At 72.1% G+C, this 21,046-nt stretch carries 21 protein-coding genes, 1 pseudogene and 1 riboswitch; of the genes and pseudogenes, 10 read left to right on the top strand and 12 right to left on the bottom strand.

Going from position 1 to position 21,046, the window contains the following annotated elements; genetic code table 11:
• The first annotated feature begins 121 nt into the window (after positions 1–121).
• Positions 122–739, top strand: coding sequence for a DUF4126 domain-containing protein (locus LWJ43_RS24785; RefSeq protein ID WP_277334415.1), 618 nt, complete (start codon positions 122–124; stop codon positions 737–739).
• 31 nt (positions 740–770) lie between these two features.
• Positions 771–2,265 (top strand): annotated as a pseudogene (locus tag LWJ43_RS24780) (phytoene desaturase family protein).
• A gap of 76 nt (positions 2,266–2,341) precedes the next feature.
• Here the strand turns inward: LWJ43_RS24780 and LWJ43_RS24775 are convergent.
• The 6 genes from LWJ43_RS24775 to LWJ43_RS24750 all read right to left on the bottom strand — a co-directional run bounded on the left by LWJ43_RS24775 (position 2,342) and on the right by LWJ43_RS24750 (position 7,243).
• Complete coding sequence (locus tag LWJ43_RS24775; RefSeq protein WP_277334414.1) at positions 2,342–3,313, bottom strand: chromosomal replication initiator protein DnaA; 972 nt, start codon at positions 3,311–3,313, stop codon at positions 2,342–2,344.
• Positions 3,314–3,363: 50 nt separating this feature from the next.
• Positions 3,364–4,281 (bottom strand): methylenetetrahydrofolate reductase [NAD(P)H], encoded by a 918-nt coding sequence (metF, locus tag LWJ43_RS24770; protein WP_277334413.1) that lies wholly within the window; start codon positions 4,279–4,281, stop codon positions 3,364–3,366.
• Between the two features lie 108 nt (positions 4,282–4,389).
• Positions 4,390–5,040: a thiamine phosphate synthase gene (thiE, locus tag LWJ43_RS24765; protein WP_277334412.1), complete on the bottom strand. Its 651-nt coding sequence runs from the start codon at positions 5,038–5,040 to the stop codon at positions 4,390–4,392.
• A gap of 166 nt (positions 5,041–5,206) precedes the next feature.
• Entirely contained in the window at positions 5,207–5,572 is a 366-nt protein-coding gene (locus LWJ43_RS24760; RefSeq protein WP_147963009.1) for an Rv2175c family DNA-binding protein, read from the bottom strand.
• Between the two features lie 68 nt (positions 5,573–5,640).
• A complete protein-coding gene (locus tag LWJ43_RS24755) occupies positions 5,641–6,873 on the bottom strand; it encodes an NAD(P)/FAD-dependent oxidoreductase (RefSeq protein ID WP_277334411.1) in 1,233 nt (410 codons plus the stop codon).
• Positions 6,874–6,901: 28 nt separating this feature from the next.
• Entirely contained in the window at positions 6,902–7,243 is a 342-nt protein-coding gene (locus tag LWJ43_RS24750; protein ID WP_277334410.1) for a hypothetical protein, read from the bottom strand.
• Positions 7,244–7,294: 51 nt separating this feature from the next.
• Positions 7,295–7,407: riboswitch (TPP riboswitch) on the top strand.
• Between LWJ43_RS24750 and thiO the strand changes: the two genes are divergently transcribed.
• The 5 genes from thiO to LWJ43_RS24725 all read left to right on the top strand — a co-directional run bounded on the left by thiO (position 7,405) and on the right by LWJ43_RS24725 (position 12,579).
• Entirely contained in the window at positions 7,405–8,619 is a 1,215-nt protein-coding gene (gene thiO / locus LWJ43_RS24745; protein WP_277334409.1) for a glycine oxidase ThiO, read from the top strand. (Overlaps the previous riboswitch by 3 nt.)
• The gene (thiS, locus tag LWJ43_RS24740) at positions 8,616–8,846 is read left to right on the top strand and encodes a sulfur carrier protein ThiS (RefSeq protein WP_277334408.1); all 231 of its coding nucleotides are present in this window, start codon (positions 8,616–8,618) and stop codon (positions 8,844–8,846) included. The genes thiO and thiS overlap by 4 nt, the downstream gene beginning before the upstream one ends.
• Before the next feature lie 2 nt (positions 8,847–8,848).
• Positions 8,849–9,643 carry a thiazole synthase gene (locus LWJ43_RS24735; protein WP_277334407.1) on the top strand — a complete coding sequence of 265 codons (795 nt, stop codon included), beginning with the start codon at positions 8,849–8,851 and terminating at the stop codon, positions 9,641–9,643.
• Positions 9,644–9,770: 127 nt separating this feature from the next.
• Complete coding sequence (gene pknB / locus LWJ43_RS24730; protein ID WP_277334406.1) at positions 9,771–11,693, top strand: Stk1 family PASTA domain-containing Ser/Thr kinase; 1,923 nt, start codon at positions 9,771–9,773, stop codon at positions 11,691–11,693.
• Between the two features lie 22 nt (positions 11,694–11,715).
• On the top strand, positions 11,716–12,579 hold the full coding sequence (locus LWJ43_RS24725) for a deoxyribonuclease IV (RefSeq protein ID WP_277334405.1): 864 nt from the start codon (positions 11,716–11,718) through the stop codon (positions 12,577–12,579).
• 16 nt (positions 12,580–12,595) lie between these two features.
• Here the strand turns inward: LWJ43_RS24725 and LWJ43_RS24720 are convergent, their stop codons facing one another.
• Entirely contained in the window at positions 12,596–13,228 is a 633-nt protein-coding gene (locus LWJ43_RS24720) for a sulfite oxidase-like oxidoreductase (protein WP_277334404.1), read from the bottom strand.
• A 156-nt stretch (positions 13,229–13,384) separates the two neighbouring features.
• On the opposite strand from LWJ43_RS24720, the gene bfr reads away from it, so the two are divergent.
• Positions 13,385–13,864, top strand: a complete 480-nt coding sequence (bfr, locus tag LWJ43_RS24715) for a bacterioferritin (RefSeq protein ID WP_277334403.1) — start codon at positions 13,385–13,387, stop codon at positions 13,862–13,864.
• A gap of 44 nt (positions 13,865–13,908) precedes the next feature.
• Here bfr and LWJ43_RS24710 read toward each other — a convergent pair whose 3' ends face one another.
• Positions 13,909–14,178 carry a (2Fe-2S)-binding protein gene (locus tag LWJ43_RS24710; RefSeq protein ID WP_277334402.1) on the bottom strand — a complete coding sequence of 90 codons (270 nt, stop codon included), beginning with the start codon at positions 14,176–14,178 and terminating at the stop codon, positions 13,909–13,911.
• Between the two features lie 159 nt (positions 14,179–14,337).
• Positions 14,338–15,684, bottom strand: coding sequence for a class II 3-deoxy-7-phosphoheptulonate synthase (locus LWJ43_RS24705; protein ID WP_277334401.1), 1,347 nt, complete (start codon positions 15,682–15,684; stop codon positions 14,338–14,340).
• A 104-nt stretch (positions 15,685–15,788) separates the two neighbouring features.
• Here LWJ43_RS24705 and LWJ43_RS33120 point away from each other — a divergent pair, with 104 nt between their 5' ends.
• Positions 15,789–15,845, top strand: a complete 57-nt coding sequence (locus LWJ43_RS33120) for a trp operon leader peptide (RefSeq protein ID WP_124277238.1) — start codon at positions 15,789–15,791, stop codon at positions 15,843–15,845.
• A 123-nt stretch (positions 15,846–15,968) separates the two neighbouring features.
• On the top strand, positions 15,969–17,903 hold the full coding sequence (locus tag LWJ43_RS24700) for an anthranilate synthase family protein (protein WP_277335980.1): 1,935 nt from the start codon (positions 15,969–15,971) through the stop codon (positions 17,901–17,903).
• A 32-nt stretch (positions 17,904–17,935) separates the two neighbouring features.
• On the opposite strand, the gene LWJ43_RS24695 is transcribed toward LWJ43_RS24700, so the two are convergent.
• The 3 genes from LWJ43_RS24695 to macS form a co-directional block, all read right to left on the bottom strand.
• A complete protein-coding gene (locus LWJ43_RS24695; RefSeq protein ID WP_277334400.1) occupies positions 17,936–18,940 on the bottom strand; it encodes a 2-hydroxyacid dehydrogenase in 1,005 nt (334 codons plus the stop codon).
• Between the two features lie 144 nt (positions 18,941–19,084).
• Positions 19,085–19,777 (bottom strand): response regulator, encoded by a 693-nt coding sequence (locus LWJ43_RS24690; RefSeq protein WP_277334399.1) that lies wholly within the window; start codon positions 19,775–19,777, stop codon positions 19,085–19,087.
• Positions 19,774–20,991, bottom strand: a complete 1,218-nt coding sequence (gene macS, locus LWJ43_RS24685; RefSeq protein ID WP_277334398.1) for a MacS family sensor histidine kinase — start codon at positions 20,989–20,991, stop codon at positions 19,774–19,776. Before macS ends, LWJ43_RS24690 begins: the two co-directional genes overlap by 4 nt.
• Between the last annotated feature and the right edge of the window lie 55 nt (positions 20,992–21,046).

Genomic DNA, 21,046 nt, shown 5'->3' with positions numbered 1-21,046 from the left:
GCCGTCCCCGCAGGTGAGGGCTCATCCGCGTCCCTACTCATCTCGCGCACTGGGTAGGGATACTCAGGACTGTGCACAAGGCCCCGGCCGGGTGCCCGCCGGACTGGTTACGATCGCGTCCGTGTCCGTACTCCCCCTGGTGTTCACGAGCGGCTGGGCCAGTGGGATCAACGCCTACGCGGTGGTCCTGCTCTTCGGTGTCTTCGGCGCGACCGGTCTCACCGACGAGGTGCCCGAGTCCCTGCAGCGCACCGACGTGCTCGTGACCGCCGGGGTGCTTTTCCTGTTCGAGGCGGTGGCCGACAAGATCCCGTACGTGGACTCCGTATGGGACACGGCGCACACGGTGATCCGGCCCGTGGCCGGCGCGGTCGTCGCCGCTTCGCTGGCCGGCGAGAGCGGGTCGCTGCCCGAGCTGGCGGCGGGAGCCGTCGGCGGGTCGACCGCGCTGGTGAGCCACCTGGTGAAGGCCGGCACCAGGATGGCGGTCAACACCTCACCCGAGCCGTTCAGCAACATCGGGGTCAGCGTCGCGGAGGATCTCGGCGTCGCGGGGGTCATCACCTTCGCCGTCTTCAACCCGGTGGCGGCGGCCGTCGTCGCCGGGGTCCTGCTCCTCCTCGGCGTGGTGACACTGCTCTTCCTGGCATCCCGGATCCGCAGGTTCCTGCGCCGCGGGGCGCAACGCCGCGAGGAGAAGCGCCTGGCCGGGACGGGCAGGCACCGGCCGCCCGAATGAGCTGTCGGCGGCACCCCTTAAGGTCACTGACATGGCACGAATTGCGGTGATCGGCGCCGGGACCGGCGCGATGGCGGCGGCCGCCCGGCTCTCCGTGGCAGGCCACCGGGTGACGGTGTACGAGCGGTCGGAGACCTACGGCGGCTCGCTCGGGCGGTTCTCCCGTGACGGCTTCGTCTTCGACACCGGCCCCGGGCTGCTGCACCTGCCCGCGGTCTACCGCGACCTGTTCGTGAAGACGGGCAAGGAGAGCCTGGAGCAGTGCGTCACTCTGACCCAGGTCGACCCGGCGAGCCGTCATCTCTTCGCCGACGGCACCGCGGTGTCGCTGCCCAACGCCTCGCGGGCCGGTGTGACCGGTGCGCTGGACCGGGCGCTCGGCGCGGGGGCCGGGGCCCGGTGGGGCGACTTCCTGGACCGGGCGGGCAGCGCCTGGAACCGGTCGCGCAGGCCCCTGCTGGAGGAGCCGCTGCCCGAGGACCCGCAGGTGCTTGCCCGTGACCCCTACCCGGCGGTGCGCACCCGGAGGCTGCTGCGCGCGGCCCGGCAGGCGGGGACGGTGGCGGAGGTCGGTGCCTGGGAGCTGGCGGACCCCCGCCTGGCGGCCCTGCTCGACGGATACGCCCTGTCGTACGGCCTGGACCCGCGCCGGGCCCCGGCGGCCGCCGCCCTCCTCCCATACATGGAGGAGACCTTCGGCAGCTGGTACGTCTCCGGGGGCATGCGCGCGCTGGCCGACGCCGTGTACGCGCGCTGTCTGGCCCGCAGGGTGGAGTTCGTCTTCGGCGCCGAGGTGGTCCGGGTGGCCGGGAAGGACGGCCGGGTGGCGGGCGTCGAGCTGGCGGACGGCGGCAGTGTGGAGGCCGATCACGTGGTCCTCGGCGCGCAGCCGGCACCCGGGCTCCTGCCGGTCCCGGACGGAGCGCGGCCCGCGGGGGGCGCCGGCCGTGCCGGGCCGCTTCCTCGTCCTGCTGTCCCTGCGCGGCGCCCGGGAGGCCGACGCCGTCCACCGGACGGTGGTGCACACCTCTGACCCGGGTGCGGAGCAGGAGGCGGTGTTCGGCGGCCGGACGGCGGATCTGCCCACGGTGACGGTCCTGCGCCCGGACGACCCCGCCACCCGCCCGGACGACGAGCACGAGGCGGTGACCCTGACGGTGACGGTGGCGCCGCACGGACCGGTCGACTGGACGGACACGACGCTCCGCGAGCGGTTCGCGGACACGGTGACCGGCCGGGCCGCCGAAGCCGTTCCCGGCCTCCGTGAGCGGATACTCCACGCGGAGGTCCGCACACCGGCCGAGACCGCGGCCGACACGGGCGCCGAGGGTGGCTCGGTGCCGGCACCGGCGCTGGCCGGAGCCGGGGGCTCGTATCTGCAGGCGGCGAACCGCACCGCGCTGCCCGGGCTGTACCGGGCCGGCGGCTGGTCGCATCCCGGCGGCGGGATGGCTCACTCCGGAATGTCGGGCGCCCTGGTCGCGGGGCTCGTCGTGGAGGGTGACGGCTTCCGCGGCTCCCGGTGACACCGCCGCCGGAGTGTCGGCGGCCCGCGTCCACCCGGCGGCCCGAACCGGCCGCCGGGTGCCGTCAGCCCGCCGGTCAGTAGCGGTACTGCTCGTTCTGACCGGTGTCGTAGCCGTTGCCGTACGGCGCGGGCCGGACGGGGGCCTCCGGCGGCAGCGGGGGGTACTGATCGCTCTCGCGCTGCTGCGGGACCCAGACCCCACCCGGCGGGGTGTCCGTGTACTGCGCGGCGTACGGGTCCTCGGGCTGCTGCTGACCGGCGGGGTAGGAGGAGGGGTCGTAGCCGGTGCCGTACGCGTCGTAGGGGGTGTACTGCCCGGTGCCCGTGGTGGTGCCGGAGCCGGTGTACGGGTCGGAGTAGGCGGGGTAGCCCGTCCGGTCGGTGCCGTGGTCGTACTGGCCCGCCGTGTAGGTGTCCTGGCCCTGGTAGGAGCTCTGGTCCTGGTAGGCGTCCTGGCCCTGGTGTGTGGTGTCCTGGCCCTGATAGGAGCCCTGGCCGCCGTAGGGGTCCTGGGAGGCCTGCTGGCCGTAGCCGTTGTACGGGTCGTAGGCGGCGTACTGGGGCTGCTGTTCGCCGTGCTGGTCCTGGTGGCCGTCGCCGCCCGCCGGGGCGGGCTCGTTGTAGACGCCGTACTGCCCGGTGTCGTCCGGCATCGGTTCCGTCGCGTAGACCGCCGCGGGGGCGGATTCCGTCTGCTGGGACGCGCCCTCGTACTCGACGCCGGAGACCTCGAGCACGGGTCCCCGGCTCTCCGCGCCGCCCGACCTGCGGCGGCGCCGGCTCTCACCGGGGCTGCCGCCGATGGCCCAGCCGGTCGAGAAGCCGCGGCGGAAGGAGAGCGTCACATAGGTCTGGCCCGTCGCGAAGGCGATGGCACCGACGACGATCACCAACACCGAGGGGATCAGCACGCCCAGGACCACGCCGAGGAAGCCCGCGAAGGCGAGCAGCCTCCAGCGCAGGCGCGCCTTGTACTGCAGGAGCACCTCGCCCAGCAGCCACAGCGCCACTATGCCGAATGCGATGTAGAGGACCGTCCAGCCCACGCCCGCCCCCTCCTACGGCCACCGCCCCGGTTGGTGGCGGGTACGGCCGGTCACGACTGCTTGTGCAGTCCGAGATTCTCGTAGATCTCGAGTGTCGCCGTCGAGTTGTTGAGCGTGATGAAGTGCAGCCCCGGGACACCCTCCGAGAGCAGTTTCGCGCAGAACTCCGTGGCGAACTCGATGCCAATGGAGCGTACAGCGGCCGGGTCGTCCTTTGCGGCGAGGATGCGCTCTTTCAGCGAGGAAGGCAGAGACGCGTTGCTGAGCTGCGCGAATCTCTCCAGCTGTCTGACGCTGGTGAGCGGCATCACCTCGGGAATGACCGGGGTGTCGCAACCCGCAGCGACGACGCGGTCACGCATCTGCAGATAGCTTTCCGGCTGGAAGAACATCTGTGTGATCGCGTAGTCGGCACCGGCGCGGCACTTGTCCACGAAATGACCGATGTCGGAGTCCCAGTCGGTGGACCGGGGATGCATTTCGGGAAAAGCCGCGACGCCGACACAGAAATCGCCGGCTTCCTTGATCAGCCGGACGAGGTCCGCCGCGTAGCGCACGCCCCGCGGGTGCTCGACCCACTCGCCCATCGGGTCCCCGGGCGGGTCGCCGCGCACCGCGAGGATGTTGCGGATCCCGGCGTCGGCGTACTGCCCGACCATGTTGCGCAGCTCGGCGACCGAGTGGTCGACGGCGGTGAGGTGAGCGACCGGCGTGAGCGTGGAGTCGGCGGCGATCTGCTGGGTGGCCCGGACCGTGCCGGCGCGGGTGGAACCACCGGCTCCGTACGTCACGGAGACGAAACTCGGCGCCACGGCCTCGACCCGGCGCAGGGCGTTCCAGAGGTTGCGCTCGCCCTTCTCGGTCTTGGGCGCCCAGAACTCGAACGAGAACGACGTCTCACCGGTCGCGAGCAGCTCACGCACGGTCCGCGCGTGATCCGTCCTGGTGGAAGGTGTGCCAAGGGCCATACTGGGAGGTTAACCAGGGCCCGGCGGTACCCCAACCAGAGAGCCTGAATTGACCGGAATGAGGTGCATTTTGTCCACCCCTCGGACAGCTCTGCCGCACACCCCGGTTCAGACGGCGCGCTCACGGACGCGCCGGGCGAGCGACGCGGCGGCCTCGGCCGGATCCGCCGCCTCGGTGATCGCCCGGACGACGACGACGCGACGGGCACCGGCGTCCAGCACCTCGTCCAGATTGCCGGCGTCGATCCCGCCGATGGCGAACCAGGGCCGGGTCGTGCCGAGCGAGGCGGCGTAGCGGACGAGGCCGAGGCCCGGGGCGTACCGGCCGGGCTTGGTCGGGGTGGGCCAGCAGGGACCCGTGCAGAAGTAGTCGACGCCCTCCTCGGCGACGGCGGCGTCGACCTCGGCCTCGGCATGGGTGGAGCGGCCGATCACCACGTCGCCGCCGATGACGGCGCGGGCGGCGGGCACCGGCAGGTCCCCCTGTCCGAGGTGCAGCACGTCGGAACCGGCGGCGTGGGCGACGTCGGCCCTGTCGTTCACCGCGAGGAGCGCGCCGTGGCGCCTGCAGGCGTCGGCGAGGACAGCGAGGTGTTCGAGCTCCTCGGCGGCCTCCATGCCCTTGTCCCTCAGCTGCACGACGTCCACGCCGTTGGCCAGCACGGCGTCGAGGAACTCGGGGAGGTCACCCTGCCGCTTGCGGGCGTCCGTGCACAGGTAGAGCCGGGCGCCGGAGAGCCGGCTGCGAGGCGTGGACATGATGAATTCCCCCCGTGGGTGCGTGGATGGATCACTGGTGCGGTGACGAATCGCCCGTACGTCGGTGGGCCGCCGCCGTGCGGCGGACCGCCGCGCCGGCAGGTCCGGTAACGGCGGAGTGCGGGCCGTGGATGCCACGGCCCGCACTCCGCTCACGGTCCTCCGGTCAGACGGCGAGCGCCTGGGCGCGGCGCTTCACCTCCGTACCGCGATTCTCGCTCAGGGCCTGCGCGGGGGTTCCGGGCAGGCTCGGGTCGGGAGTGAAGAGCCAGTCCAGCATCTCTTCGTCGTTGTAGCCGTCGTCCCTCAGGAGCGTCAGGGTCCCTACGAGGCCCTTGACCACCTTGTCGCCGTCGATGAAGGCGGCAGGCACCTGGAGCGCGCGGTTCTCACCACGTCGTACGGCGATCAGCTGGCCTTCCTTGACCAGCTGCCGTACGCGCGTCACCTCGACATCGAGCATTTCCGCGATGTCGGGAAGGTGGAGCCATGCGGGGACGAGAGCATCGATCTTTGCGTCAATCTCGGTCACAGGGACAAGCGTGCCATCCCGGACCGACAGTCGGTAGCCGGGCCGGGCGTACGGGGCCGTGCCCGCCCCTAGAGGGCCGCCGATTTCAGCGGTACGGAGGAGTCCGCCGCCCGTTCCGGATCGATCCGTGCCCCGGCCTCGACGAGCTTGCGCCCCTGCGCCAGGTCGCGCGGCCTGCTGACGGCCAGCACGGCCACCAGCACCCCCTGCCGCAGCCAGCAGACCGTCCAGGCCGGGTCCGCGGGGTCGCCGCGCCACAGCAGCGTGTCGGCGCCGGCGTGATGCCCCGCGTACTGGACGAAGCGCCCGAACTGCTCGGACCAGAAGTAGGGCACCGGGTCGTACGCCCCCTCCGCACCGCCCGCGAGGGCGGCGGCGACCGTCCGGGGCCCCTGGAGCGCGTTGTCCCAGTGGTGGACCAGGAGCCGCTCCCCGTAGCGGGCGGAGGGGAAGGACGCACAGTCGCCCACCGCGTGGACGTCGGGCAGCGAGGTGCGCAGCGAGCTGTCGGTGGTGACCGAGCCGTCCGGGCCGAGGGCGATGCCCGAGCCCGCGAGCCACGCGGTCGCGGGCCGGGCGCCGATGCCGACGACCACCGCCCCGGCGGGGATCACCCGGCCGTCGGCCAGGTGGACGGCGCCCTCCTCGACGCGTGCGACCCGGGCGCCGGTGAGCAGTTCGGCTCCGCTCTCGGCGTACCAGCCGGCCATCGGGGCGGCGACCTCGGCCGGCATCGTGCCCGCGAGCGGACGGTCGGCGGCGTCGACGACGGTGACCGCGCATCCGGCCGCGCGGGCCGCGGTGGCGAACTCGGCGCCGATCCAGCCCGCTCCCACCACGACGACGTCGTGCTGCCGTTCCAGGACGGGCCGCAGCCGCGCCGCGTCGTCGAGGGTGCGCAGCAGGTGGACTCCGGGTACTCCCCCGGCGCCCGGCAGCCCTACGGGTTCCGCGCCGGTGGCGAGGACCAGCGCGTCGTAGGCGACGGGGCCCTCGGCGGTGTCCAGTTCGTGGGCCCCGGCACGCAGCCCGGTCACGTCGAGCCCCAGGCGGAGTGTGATGTCCAGGGCCTCGAAGTCGACGTCGAAGGCGGAGTCCTCGGCCTTGCCGAGCAGGACCGCCTTGGACAGGGGCGGTCTGTCGTACGGCTGGTGCGGCTCGGCACCGATCAGGGTGACCGGGCCCGTGAAGCCCTGTTCGCGCAGGGCGACGGCCGTCTGCACACCGGCCATGCCGGCGCCCACGATCACGACGTCCCGCGGCCGTTCCCGCGCTGCCGGGTCCTGCGTCTGCTCGCTCACCGGTCCACCCTAGTCATGTGACGCGACGTCATCCGGCGACCTCCTCCACCACACTCGTCCCGCTGCCCCGCAGCGACTCCCACTCCCATGTCTCGTCCAGCCGGACACGGCCGTCGGCCAGGTCCGTGACGGTGGAGACGCAGTGCCCGGACGAGGTCGTCCCGTCCTGCTTCAACTGGACGTAGCGGAAGTCCAGGGTGTCCCCGTCCCGGGTGCCGACGAGGTGTCCGCGGACGATGTCGCCGCCCTCGTACTCGGCCCATATCCGGCTGTCCCGCTCGTGGTAGGTGAACCGGGTCCGGGTCCCGACCTGGCCGGGTGCCTGGTCGGCGACGGGTGAGAGGACGAGTCCGTCGAGCGAACGGGCCATGGCTGCTGCTCCCTTACTTGCCGCGGGGGGCGGGGTCTAGGCTGGCCACCGTAAGGCAACCGCGGGAGCCCGGACGCACCGGGCTGAGAGGGAGGCTGACCGGCCTCCGACCGTACGAACCTGATCCGGGTCATGCCGGCGAAGGGAGGGGCTGGACGCCCATGCGTATCTCCGAAGACAGTTCCGACGTCCTGGTCGTCGGAGGCGGCATCATCGGTCTGGTCACCGCCTGGCGGTCGGCCCAGCGGGGTCTGCGCACCACGCTGGCCGATCCCGAACCGGGCGGCGGGGCCGCCCAGGTGGCGGCCGGGATGCTCGCCGCCGTCACCGAGCTCCACTACGGCGAACAGACCCTGCTGGGCCTCAACGTCGCCTCGGCGGAACGCTATCCGGCGTTCGTGGCCGAGCTGGAGGAGACGAGCGGGCTGACGACCGGCTTCCGCTCCTGCGGCACCCTGTCCGTCGCGCTGGACTCCGACGACCGGGCGCATCTGCGGGAGCTCCACGCGCTGCAGCAGCGTTCGGGGCTGGAGTCCGAGTGGCTCAGCGGCCGCGAGTGCCGCCGTCTGGAGCCCATGCTCGCGCCGGGTGTGCGCGGCGGGCTGCGGGTCGACGGCGACCACCAGGTGGATCCCCGGCGACTGGCCTCGGCGCTGGTCACCGCGTGCGAGCGGGCGGGGGTCCTCCTCCGCCGTGCCCGGGTCCAGCGGCTCTCCGTGACGGGCGGCCGCGCCACGGGAGCCGTCCTGGCCGACGGTACGGAGCTCGCGGCCGGACAGGTGGTGCTCGCCGGCGGCAGCCTCAGCGGCCGTCTCGCGGGCCTGCCCGAGGCCGTCGTGCCGCCGGTGCGCCCGGTCAAGGGGCAGGTGCTGCGGCTGACCGTGCCCTCCGCGTACGCCCCCTTCCTCAGCCGGACCGTGCGGGCCGTGGTGCGCGGCAGCCACGTCTACCTGGTCCCGCGTGCCGACGGTGAGCTGGTGGTCGGTGCGACCACCGAGGAACTCGGCTGGGACACCACGGTCACCGCCGGCGGGGTGTACGAGCTGCTGCGCGACGCCCATGAGCTGATACCTGGCATCACCGAGCTGCCGCTGACCGAGACCCGGGCCGGTCTGCGGCCCGCGTCGCCGGACAACGCGCCGCTGCTGGGCCCGACCGCGCTGCCCGGTCTGCATCTCGCCACCGGGCACCACCGCAACGGGGTGCTGCTGACCCCCGTCACCGGTGACGTGATGGCCCACGTGCTGACCACGGGTGAGCTGCCCGATGTGGGCCGCCCCTTCTCACCGCGCCGGTTCGCCCCCGTCCCCTCCGGGGCCGGCCGGAGACCCTCCCCCGAAGACACCGCCCCCGCGCCGCAGGAGCAGCCCGTATGACACAGTCCGTGCCCGCCGCCGTCCCCGTCCACGTCTCCGTCAACGGGGAACGCCGCGCCCTTGCCGCCGGCACCGCCCTGGACACCCTGGTCGGGCAGCTGACCACGGCTCCCTCCGGTGTCGCAGCCGCGGTGAACGAGACGGTCGTGCCACGTTCCCGGTGGTCCGCGACCGAGCTCGCCGACGGCGACCGCGTCGAGGTCCTCACCGCGGTCCAGGGAGGCTGAGCATGTCCGACGATCTCCTCACCCTCGGGCCCGCCACGTTCGCGTCCCGGCTGATCATGGGAACGGGCGGGGCACCCAGCCTCGACGTGCTGGAACGCTCCCTGATCGCCTCGGGCACCGAACTGACCACGGTGGCGATGCGCCGGCTCGACCCGACCGTCCGGGGTTCGGTGCTCTCCGTCCTGGAACGCCTCTCCATCCAGGTCCTGCCGAACACCGCCGGCTGTTTCACGGCCGGTGAGGCCGTGCTGACGGCCCGGCTGGCCAGGGAGGCGCTGGGCACCGGCTGGATCAAGCTGGAGGTCGTGGCCGACGAGCGGACGCTGCTGCCCGACCCGGTCGAGCTGCTGGACGCCGCCGAGATCCTGGTCGACGACGGTTTCACGGTCCTGCCTTACACCAATGACGACCCGGTCCTGGCCCGCAAGCTCCAGGACGTGGGCTGCGCGGCGGTCATGCCCCTGGGCTCCCCCATCGGCTCCGGGCTCGGTATCCGCAACCCCCACAACTTCCAGCTGATCGTCGAGCAGGCCGCCGTCCCGGTGATCCTCGACGCCGGCGCCGGGACGGCGTCGGACGCGGCGCTGGCGATGGAGCTGGGGTGCGCCGCCGTGATGCTCGCCTCGGCGGTGACCCGGGCGCAGGAGCCGGAGCTCATGGCGGCGGCGATGCGGCACGCGGTGGACGGCGGACGGCTGGCGTACCGGGCGGGGCGCATCCCGCGCCGCCATTTCGCCGAGGCGTCCTCGCCGTCGGAGGGCCGCGCGGTGCTGGACCCGGAGCGCCCCGCCTTCTGAGGCCGGCCCGCCGTCGGCCGTCCGCTGGTCACAGCACGTGCATACCCGTGTCACGGCTCGGCACCGGACGGCCGCGGGGAGGCCCGGGGCCGTCCGGTGTGTCCGTGGCAGCTCGTAGACTCGCCCCGTGGACACGACCCTCCAGGACCCCCTCGTCGGGCAGCTGCTCGACGGCCGCTACCGCATCGATGCGCGCATCGCCGTCGGCGGTATGGCCACGGTCTACCGGGCCGTGGACACCCGGCTCGACCGGGTGCTCGCCCTCAAGGTGATGCACCCCGCGCTCGCGACCGACGCCGCGTTCGTCGAACGCTTCATCCGCGAGGCCAAGTCCGTCGCCCGGCTCGCGCACCCGAACGTGGTGGGCGTCTTCGACCAGGGCGCCCAGGGCGCGTACGTGTACCTGGCGATGGAGTACGTCGCCGGATGCACCCTGCGCGACGTCCTGCGGGAGCGCGGAGCCCTGCAGCCCCGGGCCGCCCTCGACATCCTGGAGCCGGTGCTGGCCGCCCTGGGCGCCGCGCACCTGGCGGGCTTCGTCCACCGCGACATGAAGCCGGAGAACGTCCTGATAGGGGACGACGGCCGGGTGAAGGTCGCCGACTTCGGTCTCGTGCGCGCGGTGGGGACCGCCACGGACACCACCGGGTCACTCCTGGGCACGGTCTCCTACCTCGCCCCCGAGCAGATCGAGCAGGGCACGGCCGACACCCGGTCCGACGTGTACGCCTGTGGCGTCGTCCTCTACGAGATGCTGACCGGCGGCAAGCCCCACGGCGGGGACACGGCCGCCCAGGTCATCTACCAGCACCTGAACGAGGACGTCCCGGCGCCGTCGGGCGCCGTGCCGGGTCTGGCCGCCGGGCTGGACGCGCTGGTGGCGGCCGCCGCCGCACGCGACCCCGACGTCCGTCCGCCCGACGCGGTGGCCCTGCTCGCCCTGTCCCGTGAGATCCGGGAGGCCCTCACCGAGGAGCAGCTCGACGCGACGCCCCCGCAGGCCGTCGCGGAGACGCACGACGCCGCCGAGGACCGTACGAGCGTGATCCCCCGGGTGATACCGGCGGGCCAGGGCACCGCCCACCACACCAGCAGGCTGGAGATGCCCCCTGCGTCGCTCCCCGAGCCGGGGCCCGGGCGGCGTGTGCCGTTCGCCGGCCGCGGCCGGCGCGGGATGCTCGCCGTGCTCGTGGCCGTCCTGCTGGCGCTGGGTGCCGGGGCGGGCGTCTGGTACATCAACTCGGGTCAGTTCACCCGGGTCCCCTCGCTCCTCGGCCAGACCCAGAGCGCCGCCGAGAAGCGGCTCGCGGACGAGGGACTCGATCTGAAGGGCGTCGAGCGCGCCTACAGCGACACGGTGAAGCGCGGCACGGTGATCAGCAGCGACCCCGGCTCCGGGGAGCGGATCCGGGGCAACGACGCGGTGAAGCTGGTGGTCTCGCGCGGACCGGAGACCGTGAAGGTCCCGGATGTCGAGGGACTCGCCCTCGCCGACGCCCGGCGCGAGCTGAAGCAGTGGGGTCTCGCACCCGGGATGGTGACCCGGGAGTTCAGCGAGGAGATCGACCGCGGCAAGGTGATCCGTACGGATCCCCGCACCGGCACCGAGCGGCACACGGACTCGGCGGTCGCCCTGGTCGTCAGCAAGGGAAGCCCCGTCGACGTACCCGACGTCACCGGCCTCTCCGTCGACGACGCCACGGCCGCACTGGACGAGGCGGGTCTGAAGGCCGAGGTGCTGACCGGGCGGGTCAACTCCGCCGAGGCCGAGGGCGAGATCGCCCGGCAGGCGCCCGGCAGCGGTGCGGAGGCCGCCGAGGGCGACACCGTGGAGCTGACGGTCTCCAAGGGCCCGCGCATGCTCCAGGTCCCCGATGTCACGGGGAAGGACGTCGACGAGGCCCGGAGCGCACTGGAGGACGCGGGGTTCGAGGTCAAGGTCGACCGCCCGTTCCTCTCCTTCAGCGACACGGTCGGCAGCCAGTCGGTCGCGGGCGGCGAGAAGGCCGCCGAAGGATCCACGATCACCATCAGGACCAAGGCCCTGTAGACCCACCGAGGACTGGCGGCACATGCGCAACCCGATAGGCGGCCACGTTCCCGTGGCCGGCGGACTCGCCAAGGTCGGACTCGGCTACGCACGGGAGCTGGCGGCGGAGACCGTGCAGGTCTTCGTCGCCAACCCGCGCGGCTGGGCGACACCGGCCGGGAACCCGGCGCAGGACGAGCTGTTCCGCTCCGAGTGCGCGGCGGACTCGGTCCCGGCGTACGTCCACGCCCCGTATCTGATCAACTTCGGCTCGCACACCGAGGCCACCGTCGAGCGGTCGGTCCTCTCGCTGCGCCACTCGCTGCGCCGGGCGAGGGAGATCGGGGCGCTGGGCGTGGTGGTGCACACGGGCTCGGCCACCGGTGGGCGTCCTCGTGAGGAGGCCCTCGCCCAGGTGCGGACGCACATGCTCCCGCTGCTGGACGAGCTGACCCACGACGACGATCCGTTCCTGCTGCTGGAGTCGACCGCCGGACAGGGCTCCTCGCTGTGCTCGCGGACCTGGGACTTCGGCCCGTACTTCGAGGCCCTGGACTCCCATCCCAGGCTGGGTGTCTGTCTGGACACCTGCCACATCTACGCGGCGGGCCACGACCTGACCGGCCCGGCGGGCATGCGGCAGACCCTGGACCTGCTGGTGGACACCGTGGGTGAGGGCCGGCTGAAGCTGATCCACGCCAACGACTCCAAGGACGTGGTGGGCGCGCACAAGGACCGGCACGAGAACATCGGCGCGGGTCACATCGGCGCCGAGCCGTTCCGTGAGCTGTTCCGGCACCCCGCGACCGAGGGCGTACCGCTGGTCATCGAGACGCCCGGCGGCAGGGACGGTCATGCCGCGGACGTGGCGCGGCTGAAGGAACTGCGCGGCCGGGCGGCCCCGTGAGGGTGGCTCCGGCCGGTCAGAGTTCGGGGCCGTCCCCGAGCTCCTCCTGGTACGAGTAGCGCTGCTCGCTCCAGGGGTCACCGATGTTGTGGTAACCCCGCTCCTCCCAGAACCCCCGTCGGTCCGCCGTCATGTACTCGATGCCCCGGACCCATTTGGGGCCCTTCCAGGCATACAGGTGCGGCACGACGAGGCGCAGCGGGAATCCGTGCTCGGCGGTGAGCAGTTCGCCGTCCTTGTGGGTCGCGAACAGCGTCCGGTCCGAGGCGAAGTCGGCGATACGGAGATTCGAGCTGAATCCGTATTCGGCCCAGACCATCACATGGGTCACCCCGGGTCCGGGCGGTGCGAGTTCCAGTACCTCACGGGCGAGGATTCCGCCCCATTCGGCTCCGAGCATGCTGAATTTGGTCACGCAGTGGAGGTCGGCGACGACGGACGAGAAAGGCAGTGCCGTGAATTCCTGGTGATTCCAGCAGTGCTTGTCGCCGTCGGCCGTGGCCCCGAAGACCCGGAACTCCCAGCGGTCCGGTTTGAACTTGGGCACCGGCCCGTAATGGGTGACCGGCCAGCCTCGCTGCAGCCGCTGCCCCGGTGGAAGCCCGGCCTGTTCTGCTGTGCCGCGTTCCCGGCTTTCCGGCTGACCCATGCCTCCATGGTGACAGACAGGCAGGGGTGGTCATGACCAGGGGAGAGCCGATTGGGGCAACTCATACTAAGCGTGCACTTACTGGACTGCCGGGTGGCTCGATGCGAGGATGCGCCGGAAACCTGCCCAGTTCACCGGTTGGAAGGAGCCTCTGCGATGCAGGGCGACCCCGAGGTCCTCGAGTTCCTCAACGAACAGCTGACCGCCGAATTGACCGCCATCAATCAGTACTTCCTGCACGCGAAGATGCAGGAGAACTTCGGCTGGACGAAGCTCGCCAAGTACACCCGGTCGGAATCGTTCGACGAGATGAAGCACGCGGAGATCCTCACCGACCGGATCCTGTTCCTGGACGGCCTGCCCAACTATCAGCGGCTCTTCCACGTCCGGGTCGGGCAGACGGTCACCGAGATGTTCCAGGCCGACCGGCAGGTCGAGGTGGAGGCGATCGACCGCCTCAGGCGGGGCATCGACGTGATGCGCGGCAAGGGCGACGTGACGTCCGCGAACATCTTCGAGTCCATCCTCGAGGACGAGGAGCACCACATCGACTATCTCGACACCCAGCTGGAGCTGATCGAGAAGCTCGGCGAGGCGCTCTACATCGCACAGTTGATCGAGCAGCCGGAAAGCTGATCCCCGCGGGCTCCGCGGTGATCCCGTGGTTCCGGCCGGGACTCTCAGGCGGCGTCGGAGAGCCTGACGTCGGGCGTGGCGCCGAGGGCGGCGGGCGCACCCGCCGGAGCGCCCGTCGGTGCCGTGCGGCCCTCGGTGAGATCACGGCGAGGGCAGTCGCCGCGGCCGAGCAGGGCCTGGATCCTGCGGACGCAGCCGCCGCAGTCGGTGCCCGCCTTGCAGGCGGAGGCGATCTGCCGCGGCGTACACGCTCCGCCGTCGGCATGCTTCTTGACCTGGTCCTCCGTGATGCCGAAGCAGGAACATACGTACACGCGGTTCACCTCCCGGCGGATCGATCGCTTGGCCGTCCCGATTTCCCGGTGAGGCTAACCTAACCTTACCTGTGCGCCGCTGGTCGCAAAAGCCCCGGTACGCCTGTGGGGCACGGATCACATCGATCCGTGCCCCACAGGTGTCGTCCGGGGTGGTTCCTACTGGTCGCGGTACATCTCGGCGACCAGGAAGGCCAGGTCGAGGGACTGGCTGCGGTTGAGGCGCGGGTCGCAGGCCGTCTCGTAGCGCTGGTGCAGGTCGTCCACGAAGATCTCGTGGCCGCCGCCGACGCACTCGGTGACGTCGTCACCGGTGAGCTCGACGTGGATGCCACCGGGGTGCGTCCCGAGCTGCTTGTGCACCTCGAAGAAGCCCTTGACCTCGTCCAGGACGTCGTCGAAGCGACGCGTCTTGTGGCCGGACGCCGCCTCGAAGGTGTTGCCGTGCATCGGGTCGGTCACCCACACGACCTGGGCACCGGACGCGGTGACCTTCTCGACCAGCTCGGGGAGCTTGTCACGGACCTTGCCGGCGCCCATGCGGACGATGAAGGTGAGCCGGCCCGGCTCGCGCTCGGGGTCGAGGCGGTCGATGTAGCCGAGCGCCTCGTCGACGGTGGTCGTCGGGCCGAGCTTGATCCCGATGGGGTTGCGGATCTTCGAGGCGAACTCGATGTGCGCGCCGTCCATCTGGCGGGTGCGCTCACCGACCCAGACCATGTGGCCCGAGGTGTCGTACAGCCGGCCGGTCCGCGAGTCGGTGCGGGTCAGCGACGACTCGTAGTCCAGCAGCAGCGCCTCGTGCGAGGCGTAGAACTCGACGGCCTTGAACTCGGCCGGGTCCGTGCCGCACGCCTTCATGAAGTTCAGCGCGTTGTCGATCTCGCGCGCCAGGGCCTCGTAACGCTGCCCGGACGGCGAGGACTTCACGAAGTCCTGGTTCCAGGCGTGCACCTGGCGCAGGTCCGCGTAACCACCGGTGGTGAAGGCGCGCACCAGGTTCAGCGTGGAAGCGGACGCGTGGTACATCTGCTTCAGCCGCTGGGGGTCCGGGATGCGGGCGGCCTCGGTGAACTCGAAGCCGTTGACGGAGTCACCGCGGTAGGTCGGCAGCGTCACGCCGTCGCGGGTCTCGGTCGGCTTGGAGCGCGGCTTGGAGTACTGCCCGGCGATACGGCCGATCTTGACGACCGGCACGGAGGCCGCGTACGTCAGGACGGCGCTCATCTGGAGCAGGGTCTTCAGCTTGGCCCGGATGTGCTCGGCGGACACGCCGTCGAAGGCCTCGGCACAGTCGCCGCCCTGCAGCAGGAACGCCTCGCCCTTGGCGACGGCTCCCAGGCGGGCGCGCAGCTGGTCGCACTCGCCCGCGAAGACGAGCGGAGGATACGACTCGAGGTCCGCGAGTACGTCGCGCAGAGCCTCGGCATCGGGGTACTCGGGCTGCTGCGCCGCGGGAAGGTCTCGCCAGGTGTGGCCACCGGCGACGGAGGTATTGGCGTTCACGGTCACCTTGACAACATTACGGGGTCGGCGGCCGCGTCCCGCCCGGCCGCTCAACACATGAGACGCGCGCTCATCCGTCCACCACGTCCGTTAAGGTACGTGGCATGTTCGCGCAGACGACCCAGAACTGGTGGTGGACCGCTCATCCGGCGGCCCGCTGACTCATCGCGCGTACAGACTTCGCGAAGGCCGCCCGAGGGGCGGCCTTCTCTGCGTTTCCGGAGCCGGGAGCCGTTCCTCCGTCAGGAAGAGGAACGCCCATGCCCGAGCCCCTGCCCCAGCCCATGTCCGAGCCCGGCCGCGCCGCGGACGTCGGGTCGGTCCTGTCCGCCCTGCTCCGTGACGACGCCCCGCCCTTCGCGCTGCTGCGCAGGCGCACGCCCGGCCGGGACCACGACACCGTCGAGGTCCTGACCGGCGAGGTGCTCGAGGTGGACCGGCTCGCCGGCATCCCGGTGGGTGAACTGCCCTCGCTGGCCCTGGTGCCCTTCCGGCAGATCGCCGAGCGCGGCTTCGACGTGCGGGACGACGGGACCCCGCTGGCCGTGCTGGTCGCCGACGAGGTGCGCGAGCTGCCGCTGGCCGAGGTTCTCGCGCGGCTGCCCGGTCACGACGTACGGGTCGAGGACGGCGCGTTCGACGTCCCCGACGAGGAGTACGGGGACATCGTCCGCCGGGTCGTCGAGGACGAGATCGGACAGGGTGAGGGCGCCAACTTCGTGATCCGGCGGACCTTCGGCGGCGAGATCCCCGGCTTCGGCCGTGCCGACGCGCTGGCGCTGTTCAGGCGGCTGCTGGCCGGTGAGCGCGGCGCGTACTGGACGTTCGTCGTCCACACGGGGAACGCGTCCGCGTCGGGGCGGCCGGGCACGGGCGGCCGCACACTGGTCGGCGCCAGCCCTGAGGTCCACGTGCGGATGTCCGGCGGGACCGTGGTGATGAACCCGATCAGCGGGACCTACCGCTACCCGGCCGAGGGGCCGACCGCCGAGGGCCTGCTGGCCTTCCTCGGCGACCGCAAGGAGACCGAGGAACTCTCCATGGTGGTCGACGAGGAGCTCAAGATGATGTGCACCGTCGGCGACATGGGCGGGGTCGTGATCGGGCCGCGGCTCAAGGAGATGGCCCATCTCGCGCACACGGAGTACGAACTGCGCGGGAGGTCCTCGCTGGATGTGCGCGAGGTCCTCAGGGAGACCATGTTCGCGGCGACGGTCACCGGCTCCCCCGTCCAGAACGCCTGCCGGGTGATCGAGCGGTACGAGCCGGGGGGCCGCGGCTACTACGCGGGCGCGCTGGCACTGGTGAGCCGGGAGCCCGGCGGCGCGCAGACGCTGGACTCGCCGATCCTGATCCGTACCGCCGACATCTCGGCGGACGGCCGGCTGCGCGTGCCGGTGGGGGCGACACTGGTGCGCCACTCCGATCCGGCGGGTGAGGTGGCCGAGACCCACGCGAAGGCGGCCGGGGTGCTCGCGGCGCTGGGCGTCCGGCCGGGCCGTCCGGAGTCGGAGGCGGACCGTCCGCGGCTGGCCTCCGATCCGCGGGTCCAGGCGGCCCTGGACGACCGGCGCGGCGGGCTGGCCCCCTTCTGGCTGCGCATGCAGGAGCGCACGCGGGACCTCTCCGGCCACGCCCTGGTGGTGGACGCCGAGGACACCTTCACGGCGATGCTCGCGCATCTGCTGCGCTCCTCGGGCCTCACCGTGTCGGTACGCCGGTACGACGAGCCCGGACTGCGCGGGACCGTGCGGGCCCACGAGGGGCCCGTGGTGCTGGGCCCCGGCCCAGGGAACCCGGCGGACACCGCTGATCCGAAGATGCGGCTGCTGCGGGAGCTGACCGCCGAGCTGGTCCGGGACCACCGGCACGGCCTGCTCGGCGTCTGCCTCGGCCATGAGCTGATCGCGGCGGAGCTGGGCCTGGAGATCGCGCGGAAGGCCGTGCCGTACCAGGGGGCGCAGACCCGGATCGATCTGTTCGGAAGGCCCGAGACCGTGGGCTTCTACAACAGCTTCACCGCGCTCTGCGACGACGCGGCGGCCACGGAACTGGGTGCGCACGGCATCGAGGTGAGCGGGGACGCGGTGTCCGGCGAACTGCACGCGCTGCGGGGCCGGGGCTTCGCGTCGGTGCAGTTCCACCCGGAGTCGGTGCTGACACTGCGCGGCGCGACGATCGTGGCCGGGCTGCTGGCGTCGCTGCCGGTGCTCGGCTGAGGGAGGCACCAGGGGTGTGGGCTCCCGCCGGGCTAGCGCGGCGGGAGCGCGGGGACCAGGAAGTTGTCGCTGCGGCGGCCCGCCAGGTAGTCGGTGACGTTCTGCACGGTGGCGTCGATGATCTGTCCCACGGCGTCCCGCGTGTAGTACGCCTGGTGTGAGGTCACGATGACGTTGGGGAAGGTGACGAGCCGGGCGAGGGTGTCGTCGTCGATGCCCTCCACGGACTTGTCGACGTAGAAGAGCCCTGCCTCCGCCTCGTAGACGTCGAGCCCGACCCCGGTGAAGCGGCCGGCCCGCAGCTCCCGGACGAGCGCGCGGGTGTCGATGAGGCCGCCCCGGCTGGAGTTGACCAGGATGGCGTCGTCCTTCATCGCGGAGAGGGCCTCCTCGCCGATGAGGTGCTGCGTGGCCGGGAGCAGTGGCACGTGGAGGCTGATCAGGTCGGCCTCGGCGAAGAGCTGCTCCTTGTCCACGTAGGTCATGCCGAGTGCGGTGCAGGCGGGGTTCTCGGCGACGTCCCAGCCGAGCAGGTCCATGCCGAAGCCGTGGGCGATCCGGGCGAACGCCTCGCCGATCTTCCCGGTGCCGAGCACACCGGCCGTGCGGCCGTGCATGTCGCGGCCGAGGAGTCCGTCGAGCCGGAAGTCGAAGTCACGGGTGCGGCTCACCGCGCGGACGATGCGGCGGTTGACGGCCATGGCCAGGGTCCAGGCGAACTCGGCGACCGAGTAGGGCGAGTAGTACGAGACGCGGGCGACGCGCAGGGCGAGCCGTTCGGCGACGTCGAGGTCGATGTTGTTGAAGCCGGTGGAGCGCTGGGCGATCATCTGCGTGCCGCCCGCGGCGAGGGTCTGCAGGACCCGGCTGCCGAGATCGGCGTTGACGCTGGTGGAGATGATCTCGTGGCCCGCGGCGATCGGGGCGGTGTCCTCGGTGAGGAAGACGTCCAGGCAGCGGACGTCGTGCAGGCCGGCGAAGGCCTTCTCGATCAGCGGCTTCTCGTCGGACTGCACGCCGAATGCCAGGATTTCCACGACGTCTCCCTGGTGAGGGGGTGGGGCCGGTCCACGCGAATATACGGCCCGCGCCCCCGGGATGCCGCCCGGCCGGGCGAACCGGACCGAGGAGCCGGCCGAAGAGGACCCCGCCTCCGCGTACGGGGGCGGGATCGACCGGGGTCAGACGTCGTCGAGACCGGCCTCGATGGCGTAGCGCACGAGCTCCACCCGATTGTGCAGCTGGAGCTTGCCCAGGGTGTTCTGGACGTGGTTCTGGACGGTGCGGTGGGAGATGACCAGGCGCTCGGCGATCTGCTTGTACGAGAGTCCCTTGGCGACCAGCCTCAGGACCTCCGTCTCGCGGTCGGTGAGCTGCGGGACCTTCGGCTGGTCGGGCGCGGCGGGGGCCGGGTCGGAGGCGAGCCTGCGGTACTCGCCGAGGACGAGTCCGGCGAGCCCCGGGGTGAAGACCGGGTCGCCCGCCGCGGTGGCGCGCACGGCGTCGGTCAGTTCGCGGGTGCTTGCCGACTTGAGCAGGTAGCCGGTGGCGCCGGACTTCACGGCCTCCAGGACATCGGCGTGCTCCCCGCTGGCGGAGAGGACGAGGACGCGCAGCCCGGGCTGCGATCCGACGAGCTCCTTGCAGACCTGGACGCCGGGCATCCCCGGCAGGTTCAGGTCGAGCACCAGGACGTCGGGCACGGCGGCGTGGGCGCGGCGGACCGCACCCGGGCCGTCCCCGGCGGTCGCGACCACGTCGAAACCGGACTCGGTCAGATCGCGGGCGACGGCGTCGCGCCACATCGGATGGTCGTCGACGACCATCACCCTGATGGCCCGCTCCTGGGACTCCTGCGTGTTCGGTGTACTCATCGGGCCGATCCTGCCTTCCCCCGTGAAACCTTCGGAACCTTCAACTCGACCTCGGTTCCCTGGCCGGGTACCGAGATCAGCTCTGCCGTGCCGCCCAGGTCGCGCAGCCGTCCGCGGATCGACAGGGCGACGCCGAGCCGGCCCTCCCCCTCCGCCTGGACCAGCCTGCCCTCCGGGATGCCCGGGCCGTCGTCCCGGACCGTGACGATCACCTCGTCCGGCTCGTCCTCCACCAGGATCCACGCCTGGGCGTCAGGCCCCGCGTGGACCCGGACGTTGTCCAGCGCGGCGCTCACCGCGGCGGCGAGCTCGCGTGCCGCCTCCGCCGCGAGCACCACCGGGGCACCGGGTTCCGCGAAGGTGACCCTGGAGCCCGCGTGCGGAGCGAGCAGGGCACGCAGGTCGCACTCGGCGCTCTCGGCCTCGTCGGTGTCCACCGCGCGGACCACCGCGCCCTCCGAGCTGTCCTCGGAGACCCTGGTCGTGGGAACCAGGCCGCTGGAGACCAGGGTCCGCAGCGCGACCTCCTGCTCCCCGGCCATCCGGCCGAGCTCGGCGGCCTCGCCGCCCAGGGCCGTGCCGCGCCGCTGGACCATGGCCAGGACCTGGAGGACGCTGTCGTGGATGTCGCGGGCGAGCCGTTCCCGCTCCCGGGTCGCGGCCTCGATCTCCAGGGCGCGGGCCAGGGTGCGCTCACTGGCGCGGGCCACCTCGACGACGTAGCCGATGGCGATGGAGGCGACCCAGACCAGGACGACGTTGTGGAAGGTGTCCCTGCTGGGCTCGCCCCGCTCGATGATGTTGGCGACGGCGACGAGGGTGGAGGCGAAGGCCGCCCAGCGCCAGCCGCCCTTGAGCGCGAAGGCGAGGACGGAGCCCGCGGTCCAGATCGACGGGAGCGTCGGGCCGTCCATGTGCTGGGCGTCGAAGTCCGCGAGCGGGGTCAGCAGGATCCCGGTGAGGGCGACCGTGAGGTCCAGGCCGAGGAAGCGCTTGGTGCAGTTCGCGGCGTTGGCCACCCTGGGCAGGGTGGCGAGCGTCCAGAGGGCGAGGAACGCCAGGAAGGCCAGGGCCACCCAGGGCCGCTCGTACTTCCCGCGGCCGAAGCCCGCCAGCAGCGCCGCGTAGAGAAGGGTCAGCACGCGGTACGCGGTCAGCGCCCGCCACAACGGCTGCTCGACCGACATCCTTACGACCCGTTCACGCCCGGCCATGTCCTCTGGGTCCCCTCCCCCGGTTTCCTCCCCCTGCCTTGCTGCCCCCGCGCCG

This window comes from Streptomyces sp. JH34 (assembly GCF_029428875.1).
Taxonomy (GTDB): Bacteria; Actinomycetota; Actinomycetes; order Streptomycetales; family Streptomycetaceae; genus Streptomyces.
This window is presented reverse-complemented; position numbering and strand designations above follow the sequence as displayed.

Excerpts from the sequence above, each read along its gene's own strand:
- metF (WP_277334413.1), bottom strand. The coding sequence starts at position 4,281 with ATGGCCCTTGGCACACCTTCCACCAGGACGGATCACGCGCGGACCGTG.
- thiE (WP_277334412.1), bottom strand. The coding sequence starts at position 5,040 with ATGTCCACGCCTCGCAGCCGGCTCTCCGGCGCCCGGCTCTACCTGTGC.
- LWJ43_RS24750 (WP_277334410.1), bottom strand. The coding sequence starts at position 7,243 with ATGGCCCGTTCGCTCGACGGACTCGTCCTCTCACCCGTCGCCGACCAG.
- thiO (WP_277334409.1), top strand. The coding sequence starts at position 7,405 with ATGCGTATCTCCGAAGACAGTTCCGACGTCCTGGTCGTCGGAGGCGGC.
- thiS (WP_277334408.1), top strand. The coding sequence starts at position 8,616 with ATGACACAGTCCGTGCCCGCCGCCGTCCCCGTCCACGTCTCCGTCAAC.
- LWJ43_RS24735 (WP_277334407.1), top strand. The coding sequence starts at position 8,849 with ATGTCCGACGATCTCCTCACCCTCGGGCCCGCCACGTTCGCGTCCCGG.
- LWJ43_RS24725 (WP_277334405.1), top strand. The coding sequence starts at position 11,716 with ATGCGCAACCCGATAGGCGGCCACGTTCCCGTGGCCGGCGGACTCGCC.
- LWJ43_RS24720 (WP_277334404.1), bottom strand. The coding sequence starts at position 13,228 with ATGGGTCAGCCGGAAAGCCGGGAACGCGGCACAGCAGAACAGGCCGGG.
- bfr (WP_277334403.1), top strand. The coding sequence starts at position 13,385 with ATGCAGGGCGACCCCGAGGTCCTCGAGTTCCTCAACGAACAGCTGACC.
- LWJ43_RS24700 (WP_277335980.1), top strand. The coding sequence starts at position 15,969 with ATGTCCGAGCCCGGCCGCGCCGCGGACGTCGGGTCGGTCCTGTCCGCC.
- LWJ43_RS24690 (WP_277334399.1), bottom strand. The coding sequence starts at position 19,777 with ATGAGTACACCGAACACGCAGGAGTCCCAGGAGCGGGCCATCAGGGTG.
- macS (WP_277334398.1), bottom strand. The coding sequence starts at position 20,991 with ATGGCCGGGCGTGAACGGGTCGTAAGGATGTCGGTCGAGCAGCCGTTG.